Here is a 21,961-nt window from a genome sequence, read left to right as displayed (position 1 = left end):
TTGATCACGTTTTCTTATGACGCGGCACACAGAAATCGAGCTATCGCTTTCCGCTTTACTGGCCTAAACGACGGACCAGGAGCGCGAGATGACGGATGTGACCAGATCGACGAACGAGGATACGCCGCAGGGGCTGGGACTGGCCATGTCGGCCTATTTCCTGTGGGGGTTCCTGCCGCTTTACATGAAGGCACTGGCGCATATGCCGGCGGTCGAGGTCGTCGCGCATCGTGTGATCTGGTCGGTGCCGGTGGCGGGGGTCATCCTGATTGCCACGGGCCGCACCCGCGCCTTGCGCGAAGCGATTGCCAATCCGCGTATGTTGCTTCTGGCGGTTCTGACCGCCGGGCTGATTTCGCTCAACTGGGGCATTTACGTCTGGGCGATTGCGCATGAACAGACACTAGAGGCCGCATTAGGCTATTATATCAATCCGCTTTTTTCGATCTTTCTTGGCACGGTTCTGCTGGGCGAACGGATGAACCGTGCACAGATGCTGGCGGTGGCATTGGCCTTCCTTGCAGTGCTGATCCTGACGCTTGATGCGGGGCGGGTGCCCTTGGTGGCGGTTGGTCTGATGCTGACATGGGGGTTTTACGCGCTGTGCAAGAAATCCCTGCCCATCGGCCCCAATCAAGGCTTCATGCTTGAGGTGTTGATCCTTCTGATCCCTGCGCTGGCAGCTGTGGCTTGGCTAACGGCACGGGGGCAAAGCCATTTCCTGTTGACCGGGTTGGACACGGCGCTTTTGCTTGGTTGCGGTGTGGTGACGGCTGTGCCGCTGATGCTCTATGCCAATGGTGCGAAGCTCTTGCGGCTGTCGACCATCGCGATTTTGCAATACATCGCGCCGACGATGATCTTTCTGGTCGCGGTGTTTGTCTTTGACGAACCGTTTGAAGGCGCAAAGCGGATCGCGTTTCCGCTGATCTGGCTGGCGCTGGTAATCTATACCACGTCAATGCTGCGCGGGATGCGTCGCCGCCGCTGAGCCTTGCCCGCGTCCGCCACACAGGCTATCTGGCGCCCATGTCAGATGAATACACCCCGCCCGATGATCCGCTTGTGATCGTCCACCAGGATCACGAGTTGCTTCTGGTCGACAAACCCGCAGGACTATTGTCGGTGCCGGGCAAGGGGGAGCATCTTGCGGATTGCCTGATCGCCCGCATTCAGGCGGTCTTTCCGGACGCGCTTCTGGTGCATCGGCTTGACCGGGACACGTCCGGCATCATGGTGTTCGCCATGACCTCGCACGCCCAACGGCATCTTGGGCTTCAATTTGAAAAGCGGCAGGTCAAAAAGGTCTATGTGGCGCGGGTCTGGGAACGCGTGTCCGAGCGCGAAGGCACGGTTGATCTGCCCCTGATCGTCGATTGGCCCAATCGCCCCAAGCAGCATGTCGATTTCGAGAACGGAAAACCCGCAATCACTGACTGGAAGGTTCTTAAATACGAGGATCAAGCCACGCGTATACGCCTGTTTCCCCAGACCGGGCGCAGTCATCAGTTGCGGGTGCACATGAAGGAAATCGGGCACCCCATTCTGGGCGACCCCTTCTATGCCGACGGCCAGGCGCGCAATGCCCCGCGCCTGATGTTGCACGCCGAAAGCCTGCGCCTGCGTCACCCTGATGGGGGGAAAGGGCTGACCTTCAAGGCAAAGTGCCCCTTTTAGAGGTCATGACCCAGAGTCAGTTCCCCTTGTCGCCAAGAGTGCTTCCTGATTGACTGGACCAACTTTCGAGGAGTCCCACATGATCCAGCCTGTCATTTCTGGCACCGGGGTGTTCACACCCGCACAAACCATCACCAATGCTGAACTTGTCGCTGCATTTAACGCTTATGCCGACAAACAGAACACCGAAAACGCGGAGGCCATAACGGCGGGTGAGGTTCAGCCGATCGACCATTCCAGTGAAGATTTCATTGTCTCGGCCTCGGGCATCCACCAGCGCTATGTCATGGACAAGATCGGTGTGCTGGACCCGGACATCATGCACCCGACACTGCGCGAACGATCAGACGATGAACCGGGCATCATGACTGAGATGGGCGTGGATGCCTGCGAGAAAGCACTGGCGCAGGCGGGGTGCAACGCGACCGAAGTTGACCTGATTATCTGTGCCGCGTCGAACCACGAACGCGCCTATCCCGCGATTGCCATTGAAATCCAAGAGGTGCTGGGCGCGGGCGGGTTTGCTTTTGATATGAACGTCGCCTGTTCCTCGGCCACGTTCGGCATACAGGCAGCGGCGGACATGATCCGTTCAGGCTCGGTCAAACGGGCGCTGGTGGTGAACCCGGAAATCTGCTCGGCCCATCTGGAATGGCGCGATCGCGATTGTCATTTCATCTTCGGCGACGTGGCGACCGCAACCCTGATCGAACGGAAAGAGGACGCCAGAGGCGACCATTTCGATATCCTGTCGACCCGCTGTCTGACGCAGTTTTCCAACAACATCCGCAACAACAATGGTTTCCTGCGCCGCACACGCGAGGCAGGGGATGACCTGCCCGACCGACGCGATATGCAGTTCATGCAGAACGGGCGGAAAGTGTTCAAAGAGGTGCTGCCCATCGTCTCGAAACACATTCTGGAACATATCGGCGACATAGGCGTCGCGCCCGATGACCTGAAACGACTGTGGCTGCATCAGGCCAACAAGACCATGAATGATTTCATCGGCAAGAAGGTTCTGGGCCGCACACCGGAAGACGGCGAACAACCCAACATCCTGCAAGACTATGCCAACACCTCATCCGCAGGGTCGATTATTGCGTTCTCGAAATACTCGGATGATCTGGCGCCGGGGGATACGGGCGTGATCTGTTCGTTTGGGGCGGGGTATTCGGTTGGGTCGGTGGTGGTGCGCCGCGCCTGACGGTGAAAAGTGATCCAAGCCCGACCTTTCAGCGTAACCCTCTTGACGTAATAACGCGCTGAGGGCGACATGAAACTGAAACTTTCTGCTTTGGCTTTTACGCTTTTGATCGGTTGCGGAGGAGCACCTGATCTGGATGATCCCAAGCTCAGCACTCGAAATCTGAACCTTGAAGAGTTCTTTGAGGGCAAGACCGTCGCCCATGGGCAGTTCCAGGATGTGTTCGGCAACGTGAAGCGACGCTTTGAGGTCGCCATAAACGGCACTTGGGATGGGCAGACCCTGACCTTGGTCGAAGATTTCACTTATGCCGATGGCAGCACCGAACAACGCATCTGGACGTTGAACAAGACGGGGGACGGCACGTGGTCGGGCACTGCCCCCGGCGTCATCGGTCAGGCCAATGGCGAGGAGCGCGGAGACACCTTCAACTGGACATACCGGATCGACCTGCCCGGACGGGACGGCAAGACCATGCGTGTCGATTTCGATGACTGGATGTGGCTTCTGTCAGATGATCGCGTCTTGAACCGCGCCTATGTGAAGAAATTCGGCGTCACAGTAGGCGAAGCGATCATCGTGTTCGAAAAGTTCTGATCTTGTGTGAAAAAGGCCCGCGCAGGCGGACCTTTTCGCAGTTTGGTTTTGGGGCGTCAGCCGTTCGACCAGCCGGACACAGCCTTCACCTCAAGGAAATCCTCGATCCCCAGAATGCCACCCTCGCGCCCGTTGCCGGACTGCTTGTAGCCACCGAAGGGCGAGCCTGCGGCGCGCGAGGTGCCGTTCATCTCGACCATACCCGAGCGCAGGTGGCGGGCCACGCGGTTGGCGCGGGTGCCGTCCTGCGTCTGGACATAGTTGGTCAGGCCATAGACGGTGTCGTTGGCAATCTCGACTGCTTCTTCTTCAGTGTCGAAAGGGATCATCGCCATCACCGGGCCAAAGATTTCTTCGCGGGCGATGGTCATTTGGTTGTTCACATCGGCAAAGATCGTCGGCTTTACAAAATAGCCCTTGTTCAGACCCTCGGGGCGTCCCGTGCCGCCAGCGATCAGGCGCGCGCCTTCGTCGATGCCGATCTGGATAAGATCCTGGATCTTGTTCCATTGTGCCTCGCTGACCACCGGGCCGATATGGCGACCTTCCTGGCTGGCAGGGCCAACCTGAACCTTCTCGGCCGCTTCGCGCGCGGTTTCGACGGCTTGGTCATACACGTCGCGCTGAACAAGCATCCGCGACGGCGCATTGCAGCTTTGACCGGTGTTTTGCATCATGTGCATCACGCCCCGCTTCACAGCCTTTTCGTCGGCGTCGTCAAAGATGATGTTGGCCCCCTTGCCGCCCAGTTCAAGGCTGACGCGCTTCAATGTATCAGCGGCGGCCTTGGAGATCGCGATGCCCGCGCGGGTCGAGCCGGTGAAGCTGACCATGTCCACATCGGGGTGTGTGGACAATTGTGTGCCAACGCCCATGCCGTCGCCATTCACCATGTTATAGACCCCGGCGGGGAAGCCGGCTTCGTCCACAATCTCGCTCCAGACGATCGAAGATAGCGGTGCGATTTCCGACGGTTTCAGCACCATGGTGCATCCTGCCGCCATTGCCGCCACAACCTTGAGAGAGACCTGGTTCATCGGCCAGTTCCACGGCGTGATCAGCGCGCAAACACCAATAGGTTCATAAAGCAGACGATCATTCGGCGCATGTGCCCCCAGCATCTTGTCGAACTCGAAATCCTTGAACGCGGTGATGAAGTTCTGGATGTGCCAGGTGCCCGATCCAGCCTGCGCGGTGCGGGCCAGATCAATGGGCGCGCCCATTTCCATGCTCATCGCCTCGGCCAGATCGTCCGAACGTTTCTGATAAACCTTCAGAAGCGTTTCGATCAGGGCCAGCCGATCCTGTTTCTTGGAAAAAGCCCAGTCGGCAAAGGCCGACTTGGCAGCAGCAACGGCGGCATCAGTATCCGCTTGATCGCCCAGCGATATGACCGCGCAAACGTCTTCGGTTGACGGGTCGATGACATTCAGGTCCTTGGGCGCTGCGGGCGCAACCCATTTGCCGTTGATATAGAAATCGCGTTTCTCGATCATTCCAGTCTCCTTGGTCGGATTTGTCCGCACTCTGGCACCGGGAATTGTCCGGCGCAACCCACGGAAACAAAATTTGATCAAATTTTCCTCGTGCAACGATTTAGTTGCGTTTGATTCCGTTCAGGGTCTTTAAAAATGGGAAACAGATCGTAACTCTTAGACAAGCTAACATCAGGACGGGAGAGATCACATGGGACTTCGCATTAACGACACGGTGCCAAATTTCACCGCGGAAACGGATCAGGGGAAAATCACGTTCCACGACTGGATCGGCGATGAATGGGCCATCCTGTTTTCGCACCCAAAAGACTACACCCCCGTTTGCACGACGGAGTTCGGGGCGGTTGCCCAGCTTGCCGATGAATGGGCGAAACGTGGCACCAAGGTGATCGGCCTGTCCGTGGACAGCGCCGCCGAACACGTCAGCTGGAAAGAGGATATCGAAGGTTATTCGGGCGCCAAAGCCGGTTTTCCGATCATCGCAGACGAAGATCTGGCCGTGTCAAAGATGTTCGACATGCTGCCCGCCGATGCCTATCTGCCCGACGGGCGCACGGCGGCCGATTCCGCATCCGTCCGGTCGGTGTTCATCATTTCGCCGGACAAGAAGGTGCAGTTGATCATGACCTACCCGATGTCCGTGGGCCGCAACTTTGCCGAGGTTCTGCGCGCGCTGGATGGTCTGCAAGCCACCTTCGGCACACCCATCGCCACGCCCGCCAACTGGGTCAAAGGGCAGGATGTGATTGTTGCGCTGTCGTTGAACGACGACGAGGCAAAAGAGAAGTTCGGCAAGGTGGACTTCAAGCTGCCCTATCTGCGCACCACGGCTGACCCCAGCTAACATCAGCTTGTCAGCCCAAAACAAAAGCCCGCGGTCGGTGCCGCGGGCTTTTTCGTTCTTATGTTCGATAGCCCTAATCCGGCAGACCTGCGGCTTTCACAGCCTGGCTCAACACCTCGCGATCACCGATGTGGTTGGCAAGGATCAGAATCAAACGAGCGTTCAAAGCGTCACTATCGTCTTTAGACAAACCCTCATGTGCGGCCAGCAGTTCGGCATAAAAGTCATCGGCGCGGTTGATGTTTGGTGTCAGGATAAGGTCGGTCATGGCGATTACTCCTTCCCCGTCGCGCGACGGATGGCGGCGCGGAACAGATTTTCATCAAAGCTGGGGCGGCGGGCTGCGACGTGCTGGTCAGGCCGGATAAGATAGACCGCGCTGGGCGCATGGCCCAGATAGCGTTGCTTGAGAGCACCGGTTCGGTCGTCTTTTACCGACAGTGCCAGTCGCGTCACCTTGATCCCGTCCTCTTCAATCATATCCGGCGCGTCGGCGTCGATGGTAAGAAGCGTGAATTTATTGCCCAGTTTTGGCAAAAGAAACTCATCCCCCAACGGCACGTCGGGACAGGACGAACCGGGCCGTGTTTTGATCGGTCCGTCCAGCGCGTCGGCTGAGTTCAGTGGAGAGCCATCATAGGTGCAGGGCACCGACAGCCGGCCCGAGTTAACCAGTGGACGCGCAAATTCGTAATGTTCCGCCAGATCAAGAACGGCATCGCGCAACAGGCGGCTCATCTCGGATTTAGGCGTGATGAAATCGGTTGAGCGAGTTGAGTTCAGAATATTCTCATCTGCGCCGTGAATGCGTTCGATGTCATAGCTGTCCAGAAGTTTCTCGTCCGCTTTGCCGTCAATCACCAGTTTCAGCTTCCAGCCAAGGTTGTCGGTGTCTTGCAGGCCCGAGTTTGCCCCGCGCGCTCCGAAGGGCGATACCTGGTGCGCGGCGTCCCCGGCGAACAGCACACGACCATAGCGAAATTTTTCCATCCGGCGGCACTGGAACGTGTAGATCGAGACCCACTCAAGCTCAAACTCCACATCGTCACCCAGCATGGCCTTCAGACGCGGAATCACGTTCTCGGGCTTTTTTTCTTCTTCCTTGTTGATGTCCCAGCCAAGTTGCAGGTCGATGCGCCACACGCCATCCGGCTGCTTGTGCAACAAAGCAGACTGACCGCGGTTGAAGGGCGGATCGAACCAGAACCAGCGCTCGGTGGGAAAGTCGGCCTCCATGATCACGTCGGCAATCAGGAAGTTGTCCTCGAACACACGACCGACGAAATCCAGCCCCAACATCTGTCGGGTGGGCGAGCCCGCGCCGTCGCAGGCGATCAGCCAGTCGGCTTCGATGTTGTATGACCCTTCAGGTGTGTCGATTTCCAGTGTGGCATGATCGGGATGGGTGCCAATGGCCGTGACTTTGTTGGCGCCACGAATTTCGATCGGAGCACCTTCGGCTTCCAACTCGCGAACCCGGTTCACCAGATATTCTTCGAAGTAATACTGCTGCAAATTGATGAAGGCGGGTCGTTGATGGCCTTCTTCGGGCAACAGTTCAAACTTGTAGACCTCGCGGTCGTCGAAGAAGACCTTGCCCACATCCCATTCGACTCCCTTATCGACCATCGCCTGTCCACAGCCCAATCGGTCGAGGATTTCCAGTGGCCGTTTCGCAAAACAGATTGCGCGCGAGCCGAAGCTGACCTTGTCGTTGTCATCCACGATAACAACCTTGACGCCTTGCTGCGCCAGGTCGATCCCCATGCCAAGCCCGATGGGTCCGGCACCGACGATCACGACGGGGTGGCGCACGGGGGCGGCGGCATCCTGATCCGGGCTGCGGTCATAGGGATAAAGCGGGACTTCGAAAATCTTGTTCATGCGGTTCTCCTTCGGCTGGCGATGGTCGCCGATACGCATTTTAACGCATTTCGTTGCGAAAGCTACGAATCTGGTCGGGATGCGCTGATATGCCGTCATCGCACCCCGTCAGGTATTAGCCTTGCAGGGCTTCCCACATCTCGATATCGCGCTGGGCGGTCCAGATGCGGGGTGTGTCGATGCCGCGCGCTTCGTCATAGGCGCGGGCGACGTTGAAGGGCAGGCAGTGCTCGTAAATCGCGTAATCGGCAAATTTCGGGTCACATTCGGCGCGACAGGCATCCCATGCCTCTTTCAGCGATCCACCACGAGCAGCAACTCTGGCAACTGGGCGATAGGTGCTTTCCACGAAGTCGCGCGTGTTCTCGATGGCGGCGTGCACCATCTCTTTGCCCACAAGTGCGTCGCCACGACCCGGTGCAATGGCGTCCACATCGAACGCGGCGATGTTGTCCAGCGTGTCGCCCCAATCGCTGAAATGCCCGTCACCGCAATAGCAGGCCGAGTGATATTCGACGATATCGCCGGTGAACATCACGTTTTGATCCGGCACATGGATCACGATGTCACCTGCCGTGTGGGCGCGCCCAAGGTGCATCAGGTCGATGCGGCGATTGCCCAGATAGACGGTCATGTCATCGGAAAAGGTGGTGGTCGGATAGGTCAGTCCAGGGATGCTTTCATGCCCTTCAAACAGACGCGGGAAGCGCTGGAATTCGCTGTCCCAATCTTCCTGGCCACGCTCGACCACCATCGCACGGGCCGCATCGCCCATGATGATCTGATCCGCGCCATAGGCCGAGGCCCCCAACACGCGCACCGCGTGATAGTGGGTCAGCACAACGTGGCTGATCGGCTTGTCCGTCACAGAGCGCACACATTCAATAACCTTGCCCGCCAGGCGGGGCGTGGCCTGAGCCTCGACGATCATCACACTATCATCGCCAATGATGACGCCGGAATTCGGGTCGCCTTCGGCAGTAAAGGCATACAGCCCGTCGCCCACTTCGGTGAAGCTGATGTTCTTCTCGGTCATGTCGCCTTGCGATGCGAATGCTTTTGCCATGGGGTCTGTCCTCGTTGCGCGTTGTCGTTTCAGTTGAAAATGGGTGGGCGCGGTGGGCACGCCCTTGGGTCTGTCAAGTCGGCCACGTCACCGCGGGCAGGATCTTCCCGACACAATCGCCGAACCCGATCTGGAACCCGTCGCCCTTCGCGGCCCCGCGCAGGGTCAGGGTGTCGCCGTCCTCGATGAATGTCCGGCTTTCGCCAGTGTCGAGTGTGAAAGGTTCGCGGCCTGCCCAGCTCATCTCCATCAGCGATCCGTATTCCGATTTTGTCGGCCCTGAAATCGTACCCGACCCTAGCAGATCACCCACATTCATCCCGCAGCCACCAATCGCATGGTGGCAAAGTTGTTCGGCGGCGGAGTAATACATGCGGGTATAGTTGGTTTCACCAATCACGCTGGCTTTTGCCGCGCCTTCGGGCTGCATCAGCACCTGAAGGTCAATGTCATACAGCCCGTCCTTCGAGCCTTCGAGGTAAGGCAGAAGCTCCTTCTCACGCTCGGGTGTCGGAGCGCGGAACTCTTCCAGAGCGGCGGCGGTCACGATCCAGGGGCTGATCGAGGTGCCGAAGGCCTTGCCCTGGAACGGACCCAACGGCTGGTATTCCCAGCCCTGGATGTCGCGCGCGGACCAATCGTTCAGAAGCACGTAGCCGAAGATCATGTCGTCGGCCTCGTCCACCGTGATCGGCTGGCCAAAGTCGGAGGCTTTGCCGACGATGGCGCCCATCTCAAGTTCGATATCCAGACGCATCGAGGGGCCGAAGCCTGGCATTTCGGCGTCGGGCGCTTTGCGCTGGCCGTTGGGGCGGTGGATCGGTGTGCCGGAAATCACGACCGAGGATGCCCGACCGTTATAGCCAATCGGAATATGCAGCCAGTTGGCGGGCAGATCGGGTGATCCGCGCAGGATCGCCCCCATGTTGGCGGCGTGCTGGCGACCGGCATAGAAGTCGGTGTATTCAGACACGAGGAACGGCATGTGCAGGTCGGCATCAGCCTGTTTGACCAGCAGCGGCTCAACCGTCGCACGCTCGGATGAACCTTCGCGCAACAGTTGTTCCAAACGCGTCCGCAGTGCAGCCCATGCGTCCGGCCCCAGCTCCATCAACTCGTTCCAGAATGGCACGTCGAAAACCGGCTCGTCCGAAATTTCGATCAGACCGGCTTCTTCGGCAGCTTGCATATCGAGGATCATATCGCCGATCGCAACGCCGCAACGTGGTTCGTCATCAACCGAGAAGACGCCATAGGGCAGGTTGTTGAGGGGAAAGGGTGTCTCGGCGGAGTTCGCGCTGTCGACCCATGATTTCTTTAGTTTGCTCATGTGATCCTCATTCGGCGTCCGGCTGTGCCTCGGGCTTTGCGGCGGCAAAGGCGGGCAGGGCCAGACAGGTTTCTTCGATTTCGGTCAGGCGCGGATAGGGTGCCAGATCCAGCCCCCAGCGCCGTGCATTGTAATATTGCGCGACAAGGCAGATATCCGCCAGTGACGGCGTGTCACCAAAGGCAAACCTGCTGTCTTTCGCCACCATCTGTTCCAGCGCGGCAAAGCCCTTGTCCATCCAATGGCACATCCACTGGCGCTTGGCCTCGGCATCCGCGCCAAACGCATCCGTCAGATGGGACACGACACGCAGGTTGTTCACCGGGTGAATGTCCATCGCGACGACATGCGCAGCGGCAAGCACTTTGGCGCGCGCCACCGGGTTTGAGGGCAGAAGGGCCGGGTCCGGTTGCAACGCCTCAAGATAGTCGATGATCGCCAGAGACTGGGTCAGAACCGTGCCGTCCGCCAGCTCCAGTGCCGGCACCAAATGCGTCGGGTTCTTCAGAACATACGTTGGCGTATGCTGCTGCCCGCCATCCTTCACCAGATGCACGGACACCTGTTTCGCACTGATCCCTTTCAGGTTCAGCGCAATGCGAACCCGATAGGCCGCCGTGGACCGCCAGTATCCGTACAGCGTCATCATTTTTTGCCCGGCGTCCCGTCAAATTTCTTCTCAAGGCTGTCCCAGCAGTCGATGTAATCGTCCTGCAAGGGTGCTTCGTTCGCGGCGAAGGCGGTCAGGTGCTGTGGGAAGCGGGTTTCGAACATGAAGGACATGGTGTTTTCCAGCTTCTCGGGGCCGAGGTTTGAGTTCGACGCGCCCTCAAACGCATCCCGGTCCGGCCCGTGCGGCAGCATCATGTTGTGAAGGCTGACCCCGCCGGGGACAAAGCCCTGCGGCTTGGCATCATACTGGCCATAGATGTTGCCCATCAGCTCGGACATGATGTTCTTGTGATACCACGGTGGGCGGAAGGTATTTTCGGCCACCATCCAGCGGTCGCGAAACAAGACAAAGTCGATATTCGCGGTGCCCGGCTGACCCGAAGGTGCGGTGAGGACGGTGAAGATCGAAGGGTCCGGATGATCAAACAGGATCGCGCCAACCGGGCAATAGGTGGTCAGGTCGTATTTGTAGGGCGTGTAGTTGCCGTGCCACGCGACCACGTCCAGCGGCGACTGCCCGATCTCGGTCTTGTGGAACTGGCCGCACCATTTGACGGTGATGGTCGACGGCACTTCGCGATCCTCAAACGCCGCAACCGGGGCTTTGAAATCTCGCGGATTGGCCATGCAGTTTGCGCCGATGGGACCACGGCCCGGCATCTCGAATTTCTGGCCGTAGTTTTCGCAGACGAAACCGCGCGCCGGGCCGTCCAGCAGCTCGACGCGGTAAACCAGCCCACGTGGGATGATGCCGATTTCTTGAGGTTGAAGGTCGATGATCCCTAGCTCGGTATAAAAGCGCAGCTTGCCTTGTTGGGGCACGACCAGCAGTTCGCTGTCGGCCGAGTAGAAGTAGTCGTCGACCATGGATTCTGTGACAAGATAGATATGCGATGCCATACCCACCTGAGTGTTCACGTCCCCCGCCGTGGTCATCGTGCGCATACCGGTGATCCAGTTCAGACCCTGGGTGGTGGGGACCGGGTCCCAGCGATACTGACCCAAACTGACCACATCCGGGTCAACACAGGGCGCGGATTTCCAATAGGCCACGTCAATTTTCGTATAGCGTGCCGAATGCTTCACCGATGGCCGGATGCGATAGGTCCAGGTTCGTTCCGGCGGGTTTGCCGTGAAAGCTGTGCCGGACAATTGCTCGCCATACAGGCCGTATTCGCATTTCTGCGGGCTGTTCATGCCTTGTGGCAGAGCACCGGGCAGCGCCTCGGTTTCGAAATCATTTGCCCATCCAGGCATGTAATGTGTTTCGGTGCCGACAGAGGACACCGCGCGCGTCATGTCGCGCCCAGAGCTGTGCTGGTTCATCTGAAGCCTCGTTTCAATACCCTTCGCAGGGTCAATCCTGTTTGCCCCGCAATGGTATCGTTGCGATTGAAATGAAGTCAAGGAAAAGCGACATTTCACAGGTGAAGTATTAGATTGCCAACAATTTGAAAGATTAAGCCCGTATCAACCTCGGCCCGCTATCACTGATCCCGGGTGAAGAACGAGGTGGTGAGATGCGCGCAAACGCAAATGCGCCGGTGATCATCAAAAGGGTGAAAAAGGTCAGCGGTGGTGGACACCACGGCGGTGCATGGAAAGTGGCCTATGCCGATTTTGTGACCGCCATGATGGCTTTCTTTCTTTTGATGTGGCTGTTGAACGCAACAACGGAAAAGCAACGTAAAGGGATTGCGGATTACTTCAATCCGACCATCCCTGTGACGCGCGTGTCTGGCGGCGGCGACGGGTCGTTCGGCGGCGACAGCGTCTTTGTCGAAGAAACCCTGTCGCAAACCGGAAATGGTGGTGTCCCGCGCGATCCAGGCCTGACCGAAGGTGGTATGGCGGACGATGCCGCAACGGAAAACGCACGATTGGAAGAGTTGAACGAGATGTTGTTCGCCCGAGGCGGCGAAAGCATGGCCAGCGACGGAATCGCACGTCATATCGTGACACGCGTCACCGATGAAGGCCTGCTTGTCGAACTGTTTGATCTGGATGGTGCGCCACTGTTTGAACCGAATACAACCACACCCACTGCGGTTTTGTCCGAACTGACCGGAATGATAGCCCGCGTGTTCACCTTGGTTGAAAATGGCGTTGCGATCGAAGGCCATGTGGCAACTCAGCCGGTTGTCGTGATTGAAAACACAGCCTGGGATCTATCGACTGGGCGCGCAACCCAACTGCGCAAGATGTTCGAGGATGGTGCTTTGGCGCCTGAACGCATCACTCGCGTCACGGGTCATGCGGATCGTGAACCAGCGGTCGCGAATGCCATGGCCATCCGCAACAATCGAATCGAGCTGATCTTATTGCGGTCCGGGCAATAGCTAGGCCCGTGCCATCAAGACAGCGTCGGAAATGCCTGCAATTTTAACCGTTAGTCGCCTGTTAAGGTCAGACCCCTATGGATGGAGATCGACATAGAGGTAGATGCAGCAGAAAGGCGCACCATGACGATTTCCTCCTCACTCAGTGCCGGCGTCGCCGGATTGAATGCTCACGCAACCAAACTGGCTACGATTTCGGATAATATCGCGAACTCATCGACATTTGGATACAAACGCGCCACGGCTGATTTCCAGAACCTGGTGATTGGTGGTCTGGCCGGTGCAGGCACCTATTCGGCAGGCGGGGTGCGAACCACCACTCAACGCTTGATCGACGAACACGGACCACTGATTTCGACATCAAACCCGATGGACATCGCGATCAGCGGGCGCGGCATGTTGCCCGTCACGCAAGAGGTCTATCGCGAAGCCAATCCCGGCGAACGCCCTATGATGATGACCACAACCGGGTCGTTTCGCACAGATTCCGAAGGTGTTCTGAAGACCGAGACGGGTTTGGTGCTCCTGGGCTGGCCTGCGGATGCAGATGGTAACGTGGCGACCTATCCCCGTGATACGGGCGTGGGACTTGAACCTGTCGTGATCAACGCCAACCAAACGGCGGGCGATCCGACAACCACGATGAAACTTGGTGTCAATCTTCCTGCGGTCGAAACCGAGGCCGGATCGGCTGGGACAGTGCGGCCTCTATCAGTGGAGTATTTTGGCAACCTCGGCACATCCGAGACGCTCGATTTCTCGTTTACACCCATCGTTCCGGCAACCGGGTCTTCAAATCAATGGACGATGGTCATCAGTGATAGCGCCTCGGGCGGGACCACCATTGGCGAATACACTCTGACCTTCGACGATTCGCGGACGGATGGTGGATCGCTTGCGTCTGTCGCCGTCGTGTCAGGTGGCGGATATAATGCTGTGAACGGAACGCTTGACCTGACCGTCGCTGGCGGGCCGCTTTCGCTGACCATCGGCAAGATCGGGGATCCGAACGGCCTGACCCAATTGTCGGACAGCTTCGCACCGGTGGCGATTACCAAGAACGGCTCGCCAGTCGGCAATCTGACCGCAGTTCAGATTGACGAACACGGGTATATCCAAGCGACCTATGACACCGGATTCATACGCACGATATATCAGGTGCCATTGGTTGACGTTCCAAACCCGAACGGACTGATTTCGATCTCGAACCAGGCCTATCAGGTGTCCCCGGACAGCGGTTCTTTCTTCATGTGGGATGCCGGGGATGGTCCGACCGGCGAAGTCGTTGGCTTCGCGCGCGAAGGGTCGACGACGGACGTCGCAGGTGAGTTGACCAGCCTTATCCAAACGCAGCGGGCTTATAGCTCGAACGCCAAGGTCATTCAAACCGTGGACGAGATGCTGCAAGAAACCACCAACATCAAACGGTGATGAAAACAAGGATCCCAGAGTCTGACCGATGAGCATTTCCGGCGCCTTCTCTAACGCCCTGTCAGGGCTTACCGCATCGTCACGCGCGGCCGAGCTTGTCTCGTCCAACGTTGCCAACGCGATGACCCAAGGCTACGGCGCCAGATCGCTGGAACTGTCTACGCGGACGCCGGGCAGTGCTGGCGTCCGGGTCGAAGGTGTATTACGGCAGGTGGATGAGGTGTTGATCGGTGACCGTCGTCTTGCGGACGCAGCGGCAGGATACCACGGCGCACAGCAGCAGTTTCTGACTGATCTGGAGCAGGTGCTGGGCACACCCGACCAGCCCGGGTCTTTATCCGGGCGTCTGGCGCAGTTTGAAGCATCGCTCATCGAAGCCGCAGCGCGACCAGACAGTCAGACGCGCCAATCTGCGGTCTTGAACGCGGCCAACAGCCTGACCACTCATTTGAACGCCACATCCGACCATATCCAGAACGCGCGCTTGAATGCGGATCAGGCGATCGCGGAGATGGTGGCAACACTGAACGCCGGTTTGGACGATGTTCAAGCGCTGAACGCGAAGATACAAACCGCACAGGCGCGTGGCGCTGACCCGTCCGGGTTGATGGATTTGCGACAGCAGAAGATCGATGCGCTTTCTCCGATTGTGCCGTTCAGACAACTGCCACGCGAGAATGGGGCGGTTGCCCTCGTCACAACCGGTGGGGCTGTGTTGCTGGATGGCAAGGCCGCGCGGCTGGACTTCACTTCGGTCAACATGATTGTGCCAGAGATGACGCTTGCTGGCGGTGCCTTGTCCGGTCTGACGCTTAACGGCATACCGATCGACAGCGCAGGTGAACGCAGCCTTGTTGCCGGTGGCGCGCTTGCGGGTCAGTTTGCCGTGCGCGATCAGATCGCCGTCACTGCGCAGGTGCGGGTAGATGGTTTTGCGCGCGACCTGCTTGAACGGTTTCAAGATCCCGCGCTGGACGCGACCCGCGCACCGGGCGACCCAGGTCTCTTTACCGATGCAGGGGCCACTTTTGCTGCGGTGGATGAAGTGGCGCTGGCAACCCGGATTTCGGTAAATGCCGCTGTCGATCCGGATCAAGGCGGCGCACTGTGGCGGCTGCGCGACGGTCTTGGGGCTGCTGCGCAAGGGAATGTTGGCGATGCTGCATTGCTGAATGGTCTGATCGACACATTCAGCACGACGCGGGTGCCAGTTTCTGGTGGGTTCTCCGCCACGTCGCAATCTGCTGCCGGACTGGCATCGGAGTTGCTGTCGAGCGTGACTTCAGACCGACTTCAGACCGAAACCCGCCTGGGCTTCGCCACATCCCAACAACAGGCGCTGCGCCAGATGGAGCTGTCGCAAGGTGTTGATACCGACGCGCAGATGCAAAAGCTGATGCAGATCGAACAGGCTTACGCAGCCAACGCGCGTGTCATTTCGACAGCTGACGAAATGATCCAGACCATACTGGCCATCTAGGAGGGACGACATGACATTCGCGAGTTACGGTGATCTTGCCAGCACGTTTCAAACCCGCCATCTGACGGCGCAAATCAAACAGGATATGGCGCGTCTGGGGCTTGAGCTGTCGACCGGTCGCAAGACAGATATGGCAACTCAGGTTTCTGGCGACTTTGGTCCGGTGGCAGGTATCGAACATAGCCTGAAACTGCAAACAGCCTATGCCCAAAGCGTAAAAGAAGCTGCGACGATTTTGGAAGGTGCCCAAACCGTTCTTGGCAACATCCAGGATCAGGTCGAGACACTGTCCGGCGGTCTGCATATTGCGATTGGGTCCCAGAATGCGGGAGTGTTCCAGGATACGGGGGTGGACGCGCGGGAACGATTGTCGTCGGTAATCTCGAACCTGAACACGAGCCTCGGCGGGCGGGCGCTTTTTGCGGGGACGGCAACGGATGGTCCGGCCCTGGCAGACGCCTCTGCTATCCTCTCGGGTGTGATGTCGGCGATCTCCGGAGAAACCACTGCTGCCGGCATTGCGGATCAGATCGACAATTGGTTCAAGGCGCCGGGCGGCGGATTTGACACGTTGGGATATTTGGGGTCAGGTCAAGATCTGGGACCGTTTCGGTTGCGTGATGGCGAAGTGGCGTCACAGCCTGTCAAGGCGAACAGCCCCGAAATACGTGACCTGTTGGCCGCTCTCACCAAATCTGCGGTCATGGGCGAAGGTGTCTTGACGGGTGACCTGGACGCCCAAAAGGACCTTGCTAGCAGATCATCGAATGGTCTGTTGAACGCGATTGATGACCTGACCAATGTACGGGCGAATATCGGTAGTGTCGAGGCGCGGATCGAAGCCGCCTCTGCCAGCAATGTAGCAGAAAAATCTGCGTTGGAACTGTCATATAATCGCCTGACCGCAGCAGATCCATACGAAACGGCAACCGCATTGCAGGCCCTCTATGACCAGATGGAAAGCCTTTATACGGTGACGGCCCGGCTCTCTAACCTGACTTTCACGGACTATATGCGATGAACCGGCTTCCTGTATTCTTGCTTTCGATGCTGTTGTCATTGTCCGTGGCTCAAGCAAATCCTGTGCGTATCAAAGACCTGGTGGAATTTGACGGCGTGCGTGGCAACGATCTGGTGGGCTACGGGCTGGTGGTCGGGTTGAACGGCACCGGCGACGGGATTCGAAACGCCCCCTTCACCGAAGACATAATGTCCAACATTCTGGAGAGATTAGGCGTCAACATTACGGGCGAACAGTTCCGACCGAAGAATGTGGCTGCAGTTTTCGTCACAGCAGCCCTGCCACCTTTTGCCCGTGCTGGGTCGAGGATTGATGTTACCGTTTCGGCTATCGGAGATGCCAAAAGCCTGCTGGGAGGTACCCTGATCATGACGCCGCTGAATGCGGCGGATGGCGAGATCTATGCCGTTGGCCAGGGCACGATCATCGCTGGTGGCGCAGTCGCCGAAGGCGATGCGGGCAAGGTTACGCAAGGGGTTCCGACAAGCGGCGTCATCCCCAATGGTGCGCGCGTTGAACAAGAGATTGACTTTGACTTTACCAAGCTGAAGTCAATCCGACTGGCGCTGCGAACCCCGGACTTTACCACGGCCGAACGCATTGAACGGGCGATCAACGCCAAGTTTGACCGCGTCGTGTCACGGATGCTGGACAGCGGAACCGTGGTCGTCGACATCAGCGCCACGCGCGCGATTTCTCCGGCCCATGCCATTGGCACTATCGAAAATCTAGGCGTCCAGCCCGAGCGAAAGGCGAAGGTCGTTGTGGATCAACGATCAGGGACCATCGTCATGGGATCGGATGTGCGGATCAGCCGCGTTGCCGTTTCGCAAGGCAATCTGACGCTTCGAATTCAGGAAACGCCCGTTGTTGTGCAGCCCAACCCGTTCTCAAATGGGGAGCCGATCCTGGTGCCGCGAACCAGTGCAGGTATCGAAGAAGAACCGGGCATTGGCCTGGCCGAGGTCGATGGTAGCGCGTCACTATCAGACGTGATCGCCGGCCTTAATGCTCTGGGGGTCGCCCCGCGCGACTTGATCGATATTCTGAAAAGCATCAAAGCCGCGGGTGCGCTCCATGCTGATTTCGTAGTCCGCTGACCCGCCGCTCTGGGATGAAAACTCCGCCAAGAAACAACATGTGGTGGAGGTCGGTTACAACCCGTTCATCACGCGCTTCAAACATTTGACCGCCCGTCTCCGTGCACCAAGTCTATCCGCCGATGTCCCTGGTCCCCAGAACCGGTTGGCGGGCCGACAAAGATAGTCAGGTTGCGTTGGCACGCGACGCGTAGATCACATCCGCTTTCAACACTCGGCACAACAAGTTCACGGCTGTTGGCTAGAATTTTGGTTTTGGCTTGTATTTTGTCTTGATTCGGGCAAAAATCCACAAAATTGTGTGAAAATGTGGAAAACCAAAGGATTTGGTTAAGCCACATGCTTGGGGGCTGATATGGCAGGCGAGACAAAACACTCCTATCGAGAGCTGGAATTGCTCGACGCCATTCGCAGAGTCGGCGGGTTTGCCAAGAATTCGGACCTTGCCACTGCGCTGAATGTCTCGGAAGAAACCGTACGCCGCACAATCAAGGCGTTGTCAAAGACGGGCTCGGTCGCGCGCGTTCATGGCGGCGCCTATCTTGTTGGAACCCAGAGCGACCCGAGCTTTTTCCAGCGGATCGAGCAGTATGCGCGAGAGAAGCGCGCTGTGGCGAAAACCCTTGTGCGCGAGATTGAAGACGGCATGACGTTGTTTCTGGATGTCGGTAGCACCACCGCATTCGTCGCAGAGGAATTACGCACCCGTGGCAGCCTTTCAATAACGACAAACTCGGTTCAGGTCGCGCAAACCTTGGTGGGCCACAACGACAATCACGTCTACCTTTTGGGCGGGGAAATGCATGTCGACGAACTGGGCGCATTCGGTCACGTGGCTGAACAACAGGCGCGACAGTTCTGTTATGATCTGTCCGTTCTTAGCGCCGATGCGTTGCACACCAAGCGCGGCTTTCTTTATTTGAACAGGGCGGAAGCGGATCTGGCGTCCGTGGTGATCGACTGCTCGGATGCGGCAGTTGTGGCAATGACTCATCATAAATTCGGATCGAAAGCACCCCATCAGGGATTCACGCCGCAACGCATTGATCGGATGATCGTAGATCAGGTGCCGGAGCATGAATTGGCGCGGCAGTTGGACAATTGGGACATCAGCGTTAAGGCGGTACATCCGGAGGTCGTGAAATGCTGACGGAGGCTGAAACAACCGTCGTTCATGCCAATCGCATTGCCGATCTGGCAGGCAGTTCTGCGATGGCGTATTTTCGCCATCTGCTTGAGATCGAGCTGAAGGACGACGAAAGCCCTGTCACCCAGGCAGATCGCAGTGTCGAACTGCGCGTGCGTGCCTATTTGGATCAGCACTTTCCCGAAGATGGCATTCTGGGCGAGGAGTTCGGTCAATCTGACCTGACTTGTGACCATGTCTGGAGCATAGATCCCATCGACGGTACCCGGTCTTTCCTGTCTGGCCACCCGTTGTACGGATTTCTTCTGGCGCGACTTTACAAGGGTGTGCCCACCATTGGCGTGATCGGAATGCCCGTGCTGAACGAAACGGTGATCGGTGTGCGGGGTGGCTCTGCGATGCTGAACGGTGACAAGATTCACGTCTCATCACAAACTTCGCTGGATCGGGCGATTCTATATATCAACGAAGCCGAGAAGATATTTGTACGACATCCTCAGGCCTTCAACCGTCTTCTGTCGGCAGGTCAAACGCGTCGGTTCGGCTATGATTGTTATCCTCATGCGTTGGTAGCCATGGGGCATGTCGATGCTGTGGTGGATGAAGATCTGCAACCCTATGATTATTTGCCCTTGGTTCCAGTGATCGAAGCGGCTGGAGGCATTATCACGGATTGGGAAGGTCAGCCATTGTCCCTGTCGTCTGGCACGTCAGGCGTCGTGACGGCCGCAACTGCCAAACTTCATGCCGACCTTCTGCATCTGGTGGGGGCGTAGCATGGCCATCGTGAGTTTTGTGATCAGCCTTGCGGGTGCCACCATGCTGCTGCTGTTCGCCGTGCGGATGGTGCGCACGGGGATCGAGCGCAGCTTTGGTGCCTCGTTCCAGCGGATGCTCACAGACAACCACAGTCTGATCGGCGCCAGCACGACCGGTGTTTTCCTGGCGATCATCTTGCAAAGCTCGGCGGCGGTGGCGCTGTTGGCAACCGGGTTCGCCGCGAGCGGGTATCTGGCCTTTCCCACCGGGCTTGCAATCGTGCTGGGTGGCGATCTGGGATCGGCGCTTATCATTCAGATATTGTCGTTCAAGCTGGATTGGCTCGTGCCCTTGCTGCTGGCTGTTGGCGGCTGGTTGTTTGTGAAGGTTGAAAGCAAGAAAGATCGGCAATTTGGCCGTATCCTGATGGGTGTGGCGTTCATCCTGATTTCGCTTCAGTTTCTGCGCGATGCCGTTGCCCCGATCAGCGATAGCGCATTTCTTCCGGCTGTGTCCGGGTATCTGGCGCGTGATTTCGTGACAGCTTTCATCGTCGGTGCCGCCTTGGCATTCGTCATGCATTCCAGTGTTGCCGCGATCCTGATGTGTGTGACGCTGGTTCAGATCGGCGCAATCCCCTTCGCCGCCGCGCTGTCGCTTTTGTTGGGGGCAAATATGGGCAGCGCGTTCATTCCGATCTGGCTGACCCGTGGAATGTCGTCAGAGGGGCGACGTATTCCGTTCGCAAACTTGATGCTGCGCGGAAGTTGGGCCTTGATTGTTCTGCTGGTCATAAATTTGTTGGCTGACCCAGATCACCTGCTGTTTGTTGGTCCTGGCCAGTCGCTGATCTATGCCCATATCGGGTTCAACCTGTCGCTTCTGGTGCTGGCGCTGCCATTTTGTAGCCTGATCGAACACCCGATTGTGCGGTTGTTCCCAAAATATTCGGGCAATCAGGCAAATGGGGAAGATCAGCCAGTCAGCGCATTGGACCCATCCGCGCTCGATACGCCGCAACAGGCGATCGCCAGTTTGAAACGGGAGTTGCTGCGGATGATCGGTCAGGTTGAGCGGATGTTTCACACCGTGCCCCGACTTTACGAGGCAAGCGATACATCGGTGCTGCGGGCGACGCGCGCAAAGGACGACGAGGTGAATGAGACGCTATCAGGTATCCGATCCTACGTCGCGACTATGCCGCAAAACACTTACTCAAAAGCGGACGTCAAATCTGTTCGCGGTTTGATGGAATATGCCATCCGACTTGAAGCCGCGGGCGATGTGATTGCGATGAAATTGACCTCGGTTGCGAAAGAAAAACTGGATGGGCATCTGAGTTTTTCAGAGGAAGGCTGGGCCGAACTTCTGCGGATGTACGAGGCGGTCTGCGCGAACTTCCATCTGGCCAGCAATGTTCTGATCTCGGATGATCTGGAAAGCGCGCGTTTGCTTGTGGTCGAGAAAGCCGATTTCAAACGGGCCGAGCGCAAAAGCCGAAAATATCACCTTGCGCGCCTGCAAAATGGTCGTGTCGAGAGCTTCGAGACCAGCGATATCCATTTGGAAACGCTGCGCGCCCTGCGTGATATCAACAACCATATCGCCGCGATTGCGTATCCGATCCTGTATCGGAATGGCCAGCTTTTGGAGACGCGCTTGATCGAAGACCTGGATGGCACGGAGGTGAGCGACTGATGCGCAACAAGCAATGTGACCTCCTTGGAAGCTCAAACGCCAGACGGTGCAGCCCGATCTGTCACAAAACATTGATAAACATATGTCACGAGGCGCAGGGCATGATCTGCGCTGTCACTAGGTTCGAAGCGAGGCTCACACGCCAAGCCCCAGTGGCTGGATATGGTATAAGGCAGGCCAATCATATGGTAGGTATAATCGATTTTTCTTGTC

At 57.7% G+C, this 21,961-nt stretch carries 20 protein-coding genes; 13 read left to right on the top strand and 7 right to left on the bottom strand.

Annotated features, from left to right (window positions below):
- Nucleotides 1-88: 88 nt before the first annotated feature.
- The 4 genes from rarD (at nucleotide 89) to AC13C8_RS11865 (ending at nucleotide 3,481) form a co-directional block, all read left to right on the top strand.
- Nucleotides 89-991: an EamA family transporter RarD gene (rarD, locus tag AC13C8_RS11880; protein ID WP_091427447.1), complete on the top strand. Its 903-nt coding sequence runs from the start codon at nucleotides 89-91 to the stop codon at nucleotides 989-991.
- A gap of 38 nt (nucleotides 992-1,029) precedes the next feature.
- A complete protein-coding gene (locus AC13C8_RS11875; protein ID WP_482847476.1) occupies nucleotides 1,030-1,677 on the top strand; it encodes an RluA family pseudouridine synthase in 648 nt (215 codons plus the stop codon).
- A gap of 79 nt (nucleotides 1,678-1,756) precedes the next feature.
- Nucleotides 1,757-2,884 carry a beta-ketoacyl-ACP synthase III gene (locus AC13C8_RS11870; protein WP_091427444.1) on the top strand — a complete coding sequence of 376 codons (1,128 nt, stop codon included), beginning with the start codon at nucleotides 1,757-1,759 and terminating at the stop codon, nucleotides 2,882-2,884.
- A gap of 69 nt (nucleotides 2,885-2,953) precedes the next feature.
- On the top strand, nucleotides 2,954-3,481 hold the full coding sequence (locus AC13C8_RS11865; RefSeq protein ID WP_091427443.1) for a DUF3833 domain-containing protein: 528 nt from the start codon (nucleotides 2,954-2,956) through the stop codon (nucleotides 3,479-3,481).
- A 56-nt stretch (nucleotides 3,482-3,537) separates the two neighbouring features.
- Here AC13C8_RS11865 and AC13C8_RS11860 read toward each other — a convergent pair whose 3' ends face one another.
- Entirely contained in the window at nucleotides 3,538-4,977 is a 1,440-nt protein-coding gene (locus tag AC13C8_RS11860) for an aldehyde dehydrogenase family protein (protein WP_482847474.1), read from the bottom strand.
- 190 nt (nucleotides 4,978-5,167) lie between these two features.
- Here AC13C8_RS11860 and AC13C8_RS11855 point away from each other — a divergent pair, with 190 nt between their 5' ends.
- On the top strand, nucleotides 5,168-5,821 hold the full coding sequence (locus tag AC13C8_RS11855; protein ID WP_091427439.1) for a peroxiredoxin: 654 nt from the start codon (nucleotides 5,168-5,170) through the stop codon (nucleotides 5,819-5,821).
- Nucleotides 5,822-5,894: 73 nt separating this feature from the next.
- Here AC13C8_RS11855 and AC13C8_RS11850 read toward each other — a convergent pair whose 3' ends face one another.
- The 6 genes from AC13C8_RS11850 to hmgA all read right to left on the bottom strand — a co-directional run bounded on the left by AC13C8_RS11850 (nucleotide 5,895) and on the right by hmgA (nucleotide 12,099).
- Nucleotides 5,895-6,089: a DUF2783 domain-containing protein gene (locus tag AC13C8_RS11850; protein WP_091427437.1), complete on the bottom strand. Its 195-nt coding sequence runs from the start codon at nucleotides 6,087-6,089 to the stop codon at nucleotides 5,895-5,897.
- A gap of 5 nt (nucleotides 6,090-6,094) precedes the next feature.
- Nucleotides 6,095-7,705 (bottom strand): FAD-dependent oxidoreductase, encoded by a 1,611-nt coding sequence (locus AC13C8_RS11845; RefSeq protein WP_482847473.1) that lies wholly within the window; start codon nucleotides 7,703-7,705, stop codon nucleotides 6,095-6,097.
- A gap of 115 nt (nucleotides 7,706-7,820) precedes the next feature.
- A complete protein-coding gene (locus tag AC13C8_RS11840) occupies nucleotides 7,821-8,771 on the bottom strand; it encodes an MBL fold metallo-hydrolase (protein ID WP_482847472.1) in 951 nt (316 codons plus the stop codon).
- 73 nt (nucleotides 8,772-8,844) lie between these two features.
- Complete coding sequence (fahA, locus tag AC13C8_RS11835) at nucleotides 8,845-10,101, bottom strand: fumarylacetoacetase (RefSeq protein WP_482847470.1); 1,257 nt, start codon at nucleotides 10,099-10,101, stop codon at nucleotides 8,845-8,847.
- A gap of 7 nt (nucleotides 10,102-10,108) precedes the next feature.
- A complete protein-coding gene (maiA, locus tag AC13C8_RS11830) occupies nucleotides 10,109-10,750 on the bottom strand; it encodes a maleylacetoacetate isomerase (RefSeq protein ID WP_245744616.1) in 642 nt (213 codons plus the stop codon).
- Nucleotides 10,747-12,099, bottom strand: coding sequence for a homogentisate 1,2-dioxygenase (gene hmgA / locus AC13C8_RS11825; RefSeq protein ID WP_482847469.1), 1,353 nt, complete (start codon nucleotides 12,097-12,099; stop codon nucleotides 10,747-10,749). Before hmgA ends, maiA begins: the two co-directional genes overlap by 4 nt.
- A gap of 194 nt (nucleotides 12,100-12,293) precedes the next feature.
- Between hmgA and AC13C8_RS11820 the strand changes: the two genes are divergently transcribed.
- The 8 genes from AC13C8_RS11820 to AC13C8_RS11785 all read left to right on the top strand — a co-directional run bounded on the left by AC13C8_RS11820 (nucleotide 12,294) and on the right by AC13C8_RS11785 (nucleotide 21,748).
- Nucleotides 12,294-13,112 carry a flagellar motor protein MotB gene (locus AC13C8_RS11820; RefSeq protein ID WP_091427431.1) on the top strand — a complete coding sequence of 273 codons (819 nt, stop codon included), beginning with the start codon at nucleotides 12,294-12,296 and terminating at the stop codon, nucleotides 13,110-13,112.
- Nucleotides 13,113-13,235: 123 nt separating this feature from the next.
- Nucleotides 13,236-14,543 (top strand): flagellar hook protein FlgE, encoded by a 1,308-nt coding sequence (locus tag AC13C8_RS11815; RefSeq protein ID WP_091431887.1) that lies wholly within the window; start codon nucleotides 13,236-13,238, stop codon nucleotides 14,541-14,543.
- Nucleotides 14,544-14,571: 28 nt separating this feature from the next.
- The gene (gene flgK, locus AC13C8_RS11810) at nucleotides 14,572-16,023 is read left to right on the top strand and encodes a flagellar hook-associated protein FlgK (RefSeq protein ID WP_091427429.1); all 1,452 of its coding nucleotides are present in this window, start codon (nucleotides 14,572-14,574) and stop codon (nucleotides 16,021-16,023) included.
- Between the two features lie 10 nt (nucleotides 16,024-16,033).
- Nucleotides 16,034-17,044 (top strand): flagellin, encoded by a 1,011-nt coding sequence (locus tag AC13C8_RS11805; protein WP_091427427.1) that lies wholly within the window; start codon nucleotides 16,034-16,036, stop codon nucleotides 17,042-17,044.
- Nucleotides 17,041-18,144, top strand: coding sequence for a flagellar basal body P-ring protein FlgI (locus tag AC13C8_RS11800; RefSeq protein ID WP_482847467.1), 1,104 nt, complete (start codon nucleotides 17,041-17,043; stop codon nucleotides 18,142-18,144). The genes AC13C8_RS11805 and AC13C8_RS11800 overlap by 4 nt, the downstream gene beginning before the upstream one ends.
- Nucleotides 18,145-18,499: 355 nt before the next feature.
- Nucleotides 18,500-19,294, top strand: a complete 795-nt coding sequence (locus AC13C8_RS11795; protein ID WP_482847466.1) for a DeoR/GlpR family DNA-binding transcription regulator — start codon at nucleotides 18,500-18,502, stop codon at nucleotides 19,292-19,294.
- Nucleotides 19,288-20,067 carry an inositol monophosphatase family protein gene (locus AC13C8_RS11790; protein WP_482847465.1) on the top strand — a complete coding sequence of 260 codons (780 nt, stop codon included), beginning with the start codon at nucleotides 19,288-19,290 and terminating at the stop codon, nucleotides 20,065-20,067. The genes AC13C8_RS11795 and AC13C8_RS11790 overlap by 7 nt, the downstream gene beginning before the upstream one ends.
- 1 nt (nucleotide 20,068) lies before the next feature.
- Entirely contained in the window at nucleotides 20,069-21,748 is a 1,680-nt protein-coding gene (locus AC13C8_RS11785) for a Na/Pi cotransporter family protein (RefSeq protein WP_482847464.1), read from the top strand.
- Nucleotides 21,749-21,961: the final 213 nt, after the last annotated feature.

Source organism: Aliiroseovarius sp. B-4, from assembly GCF_056857795.1.
This window is presented reverse-complemented; position numbering and strand designations above follow the sequence as displayed.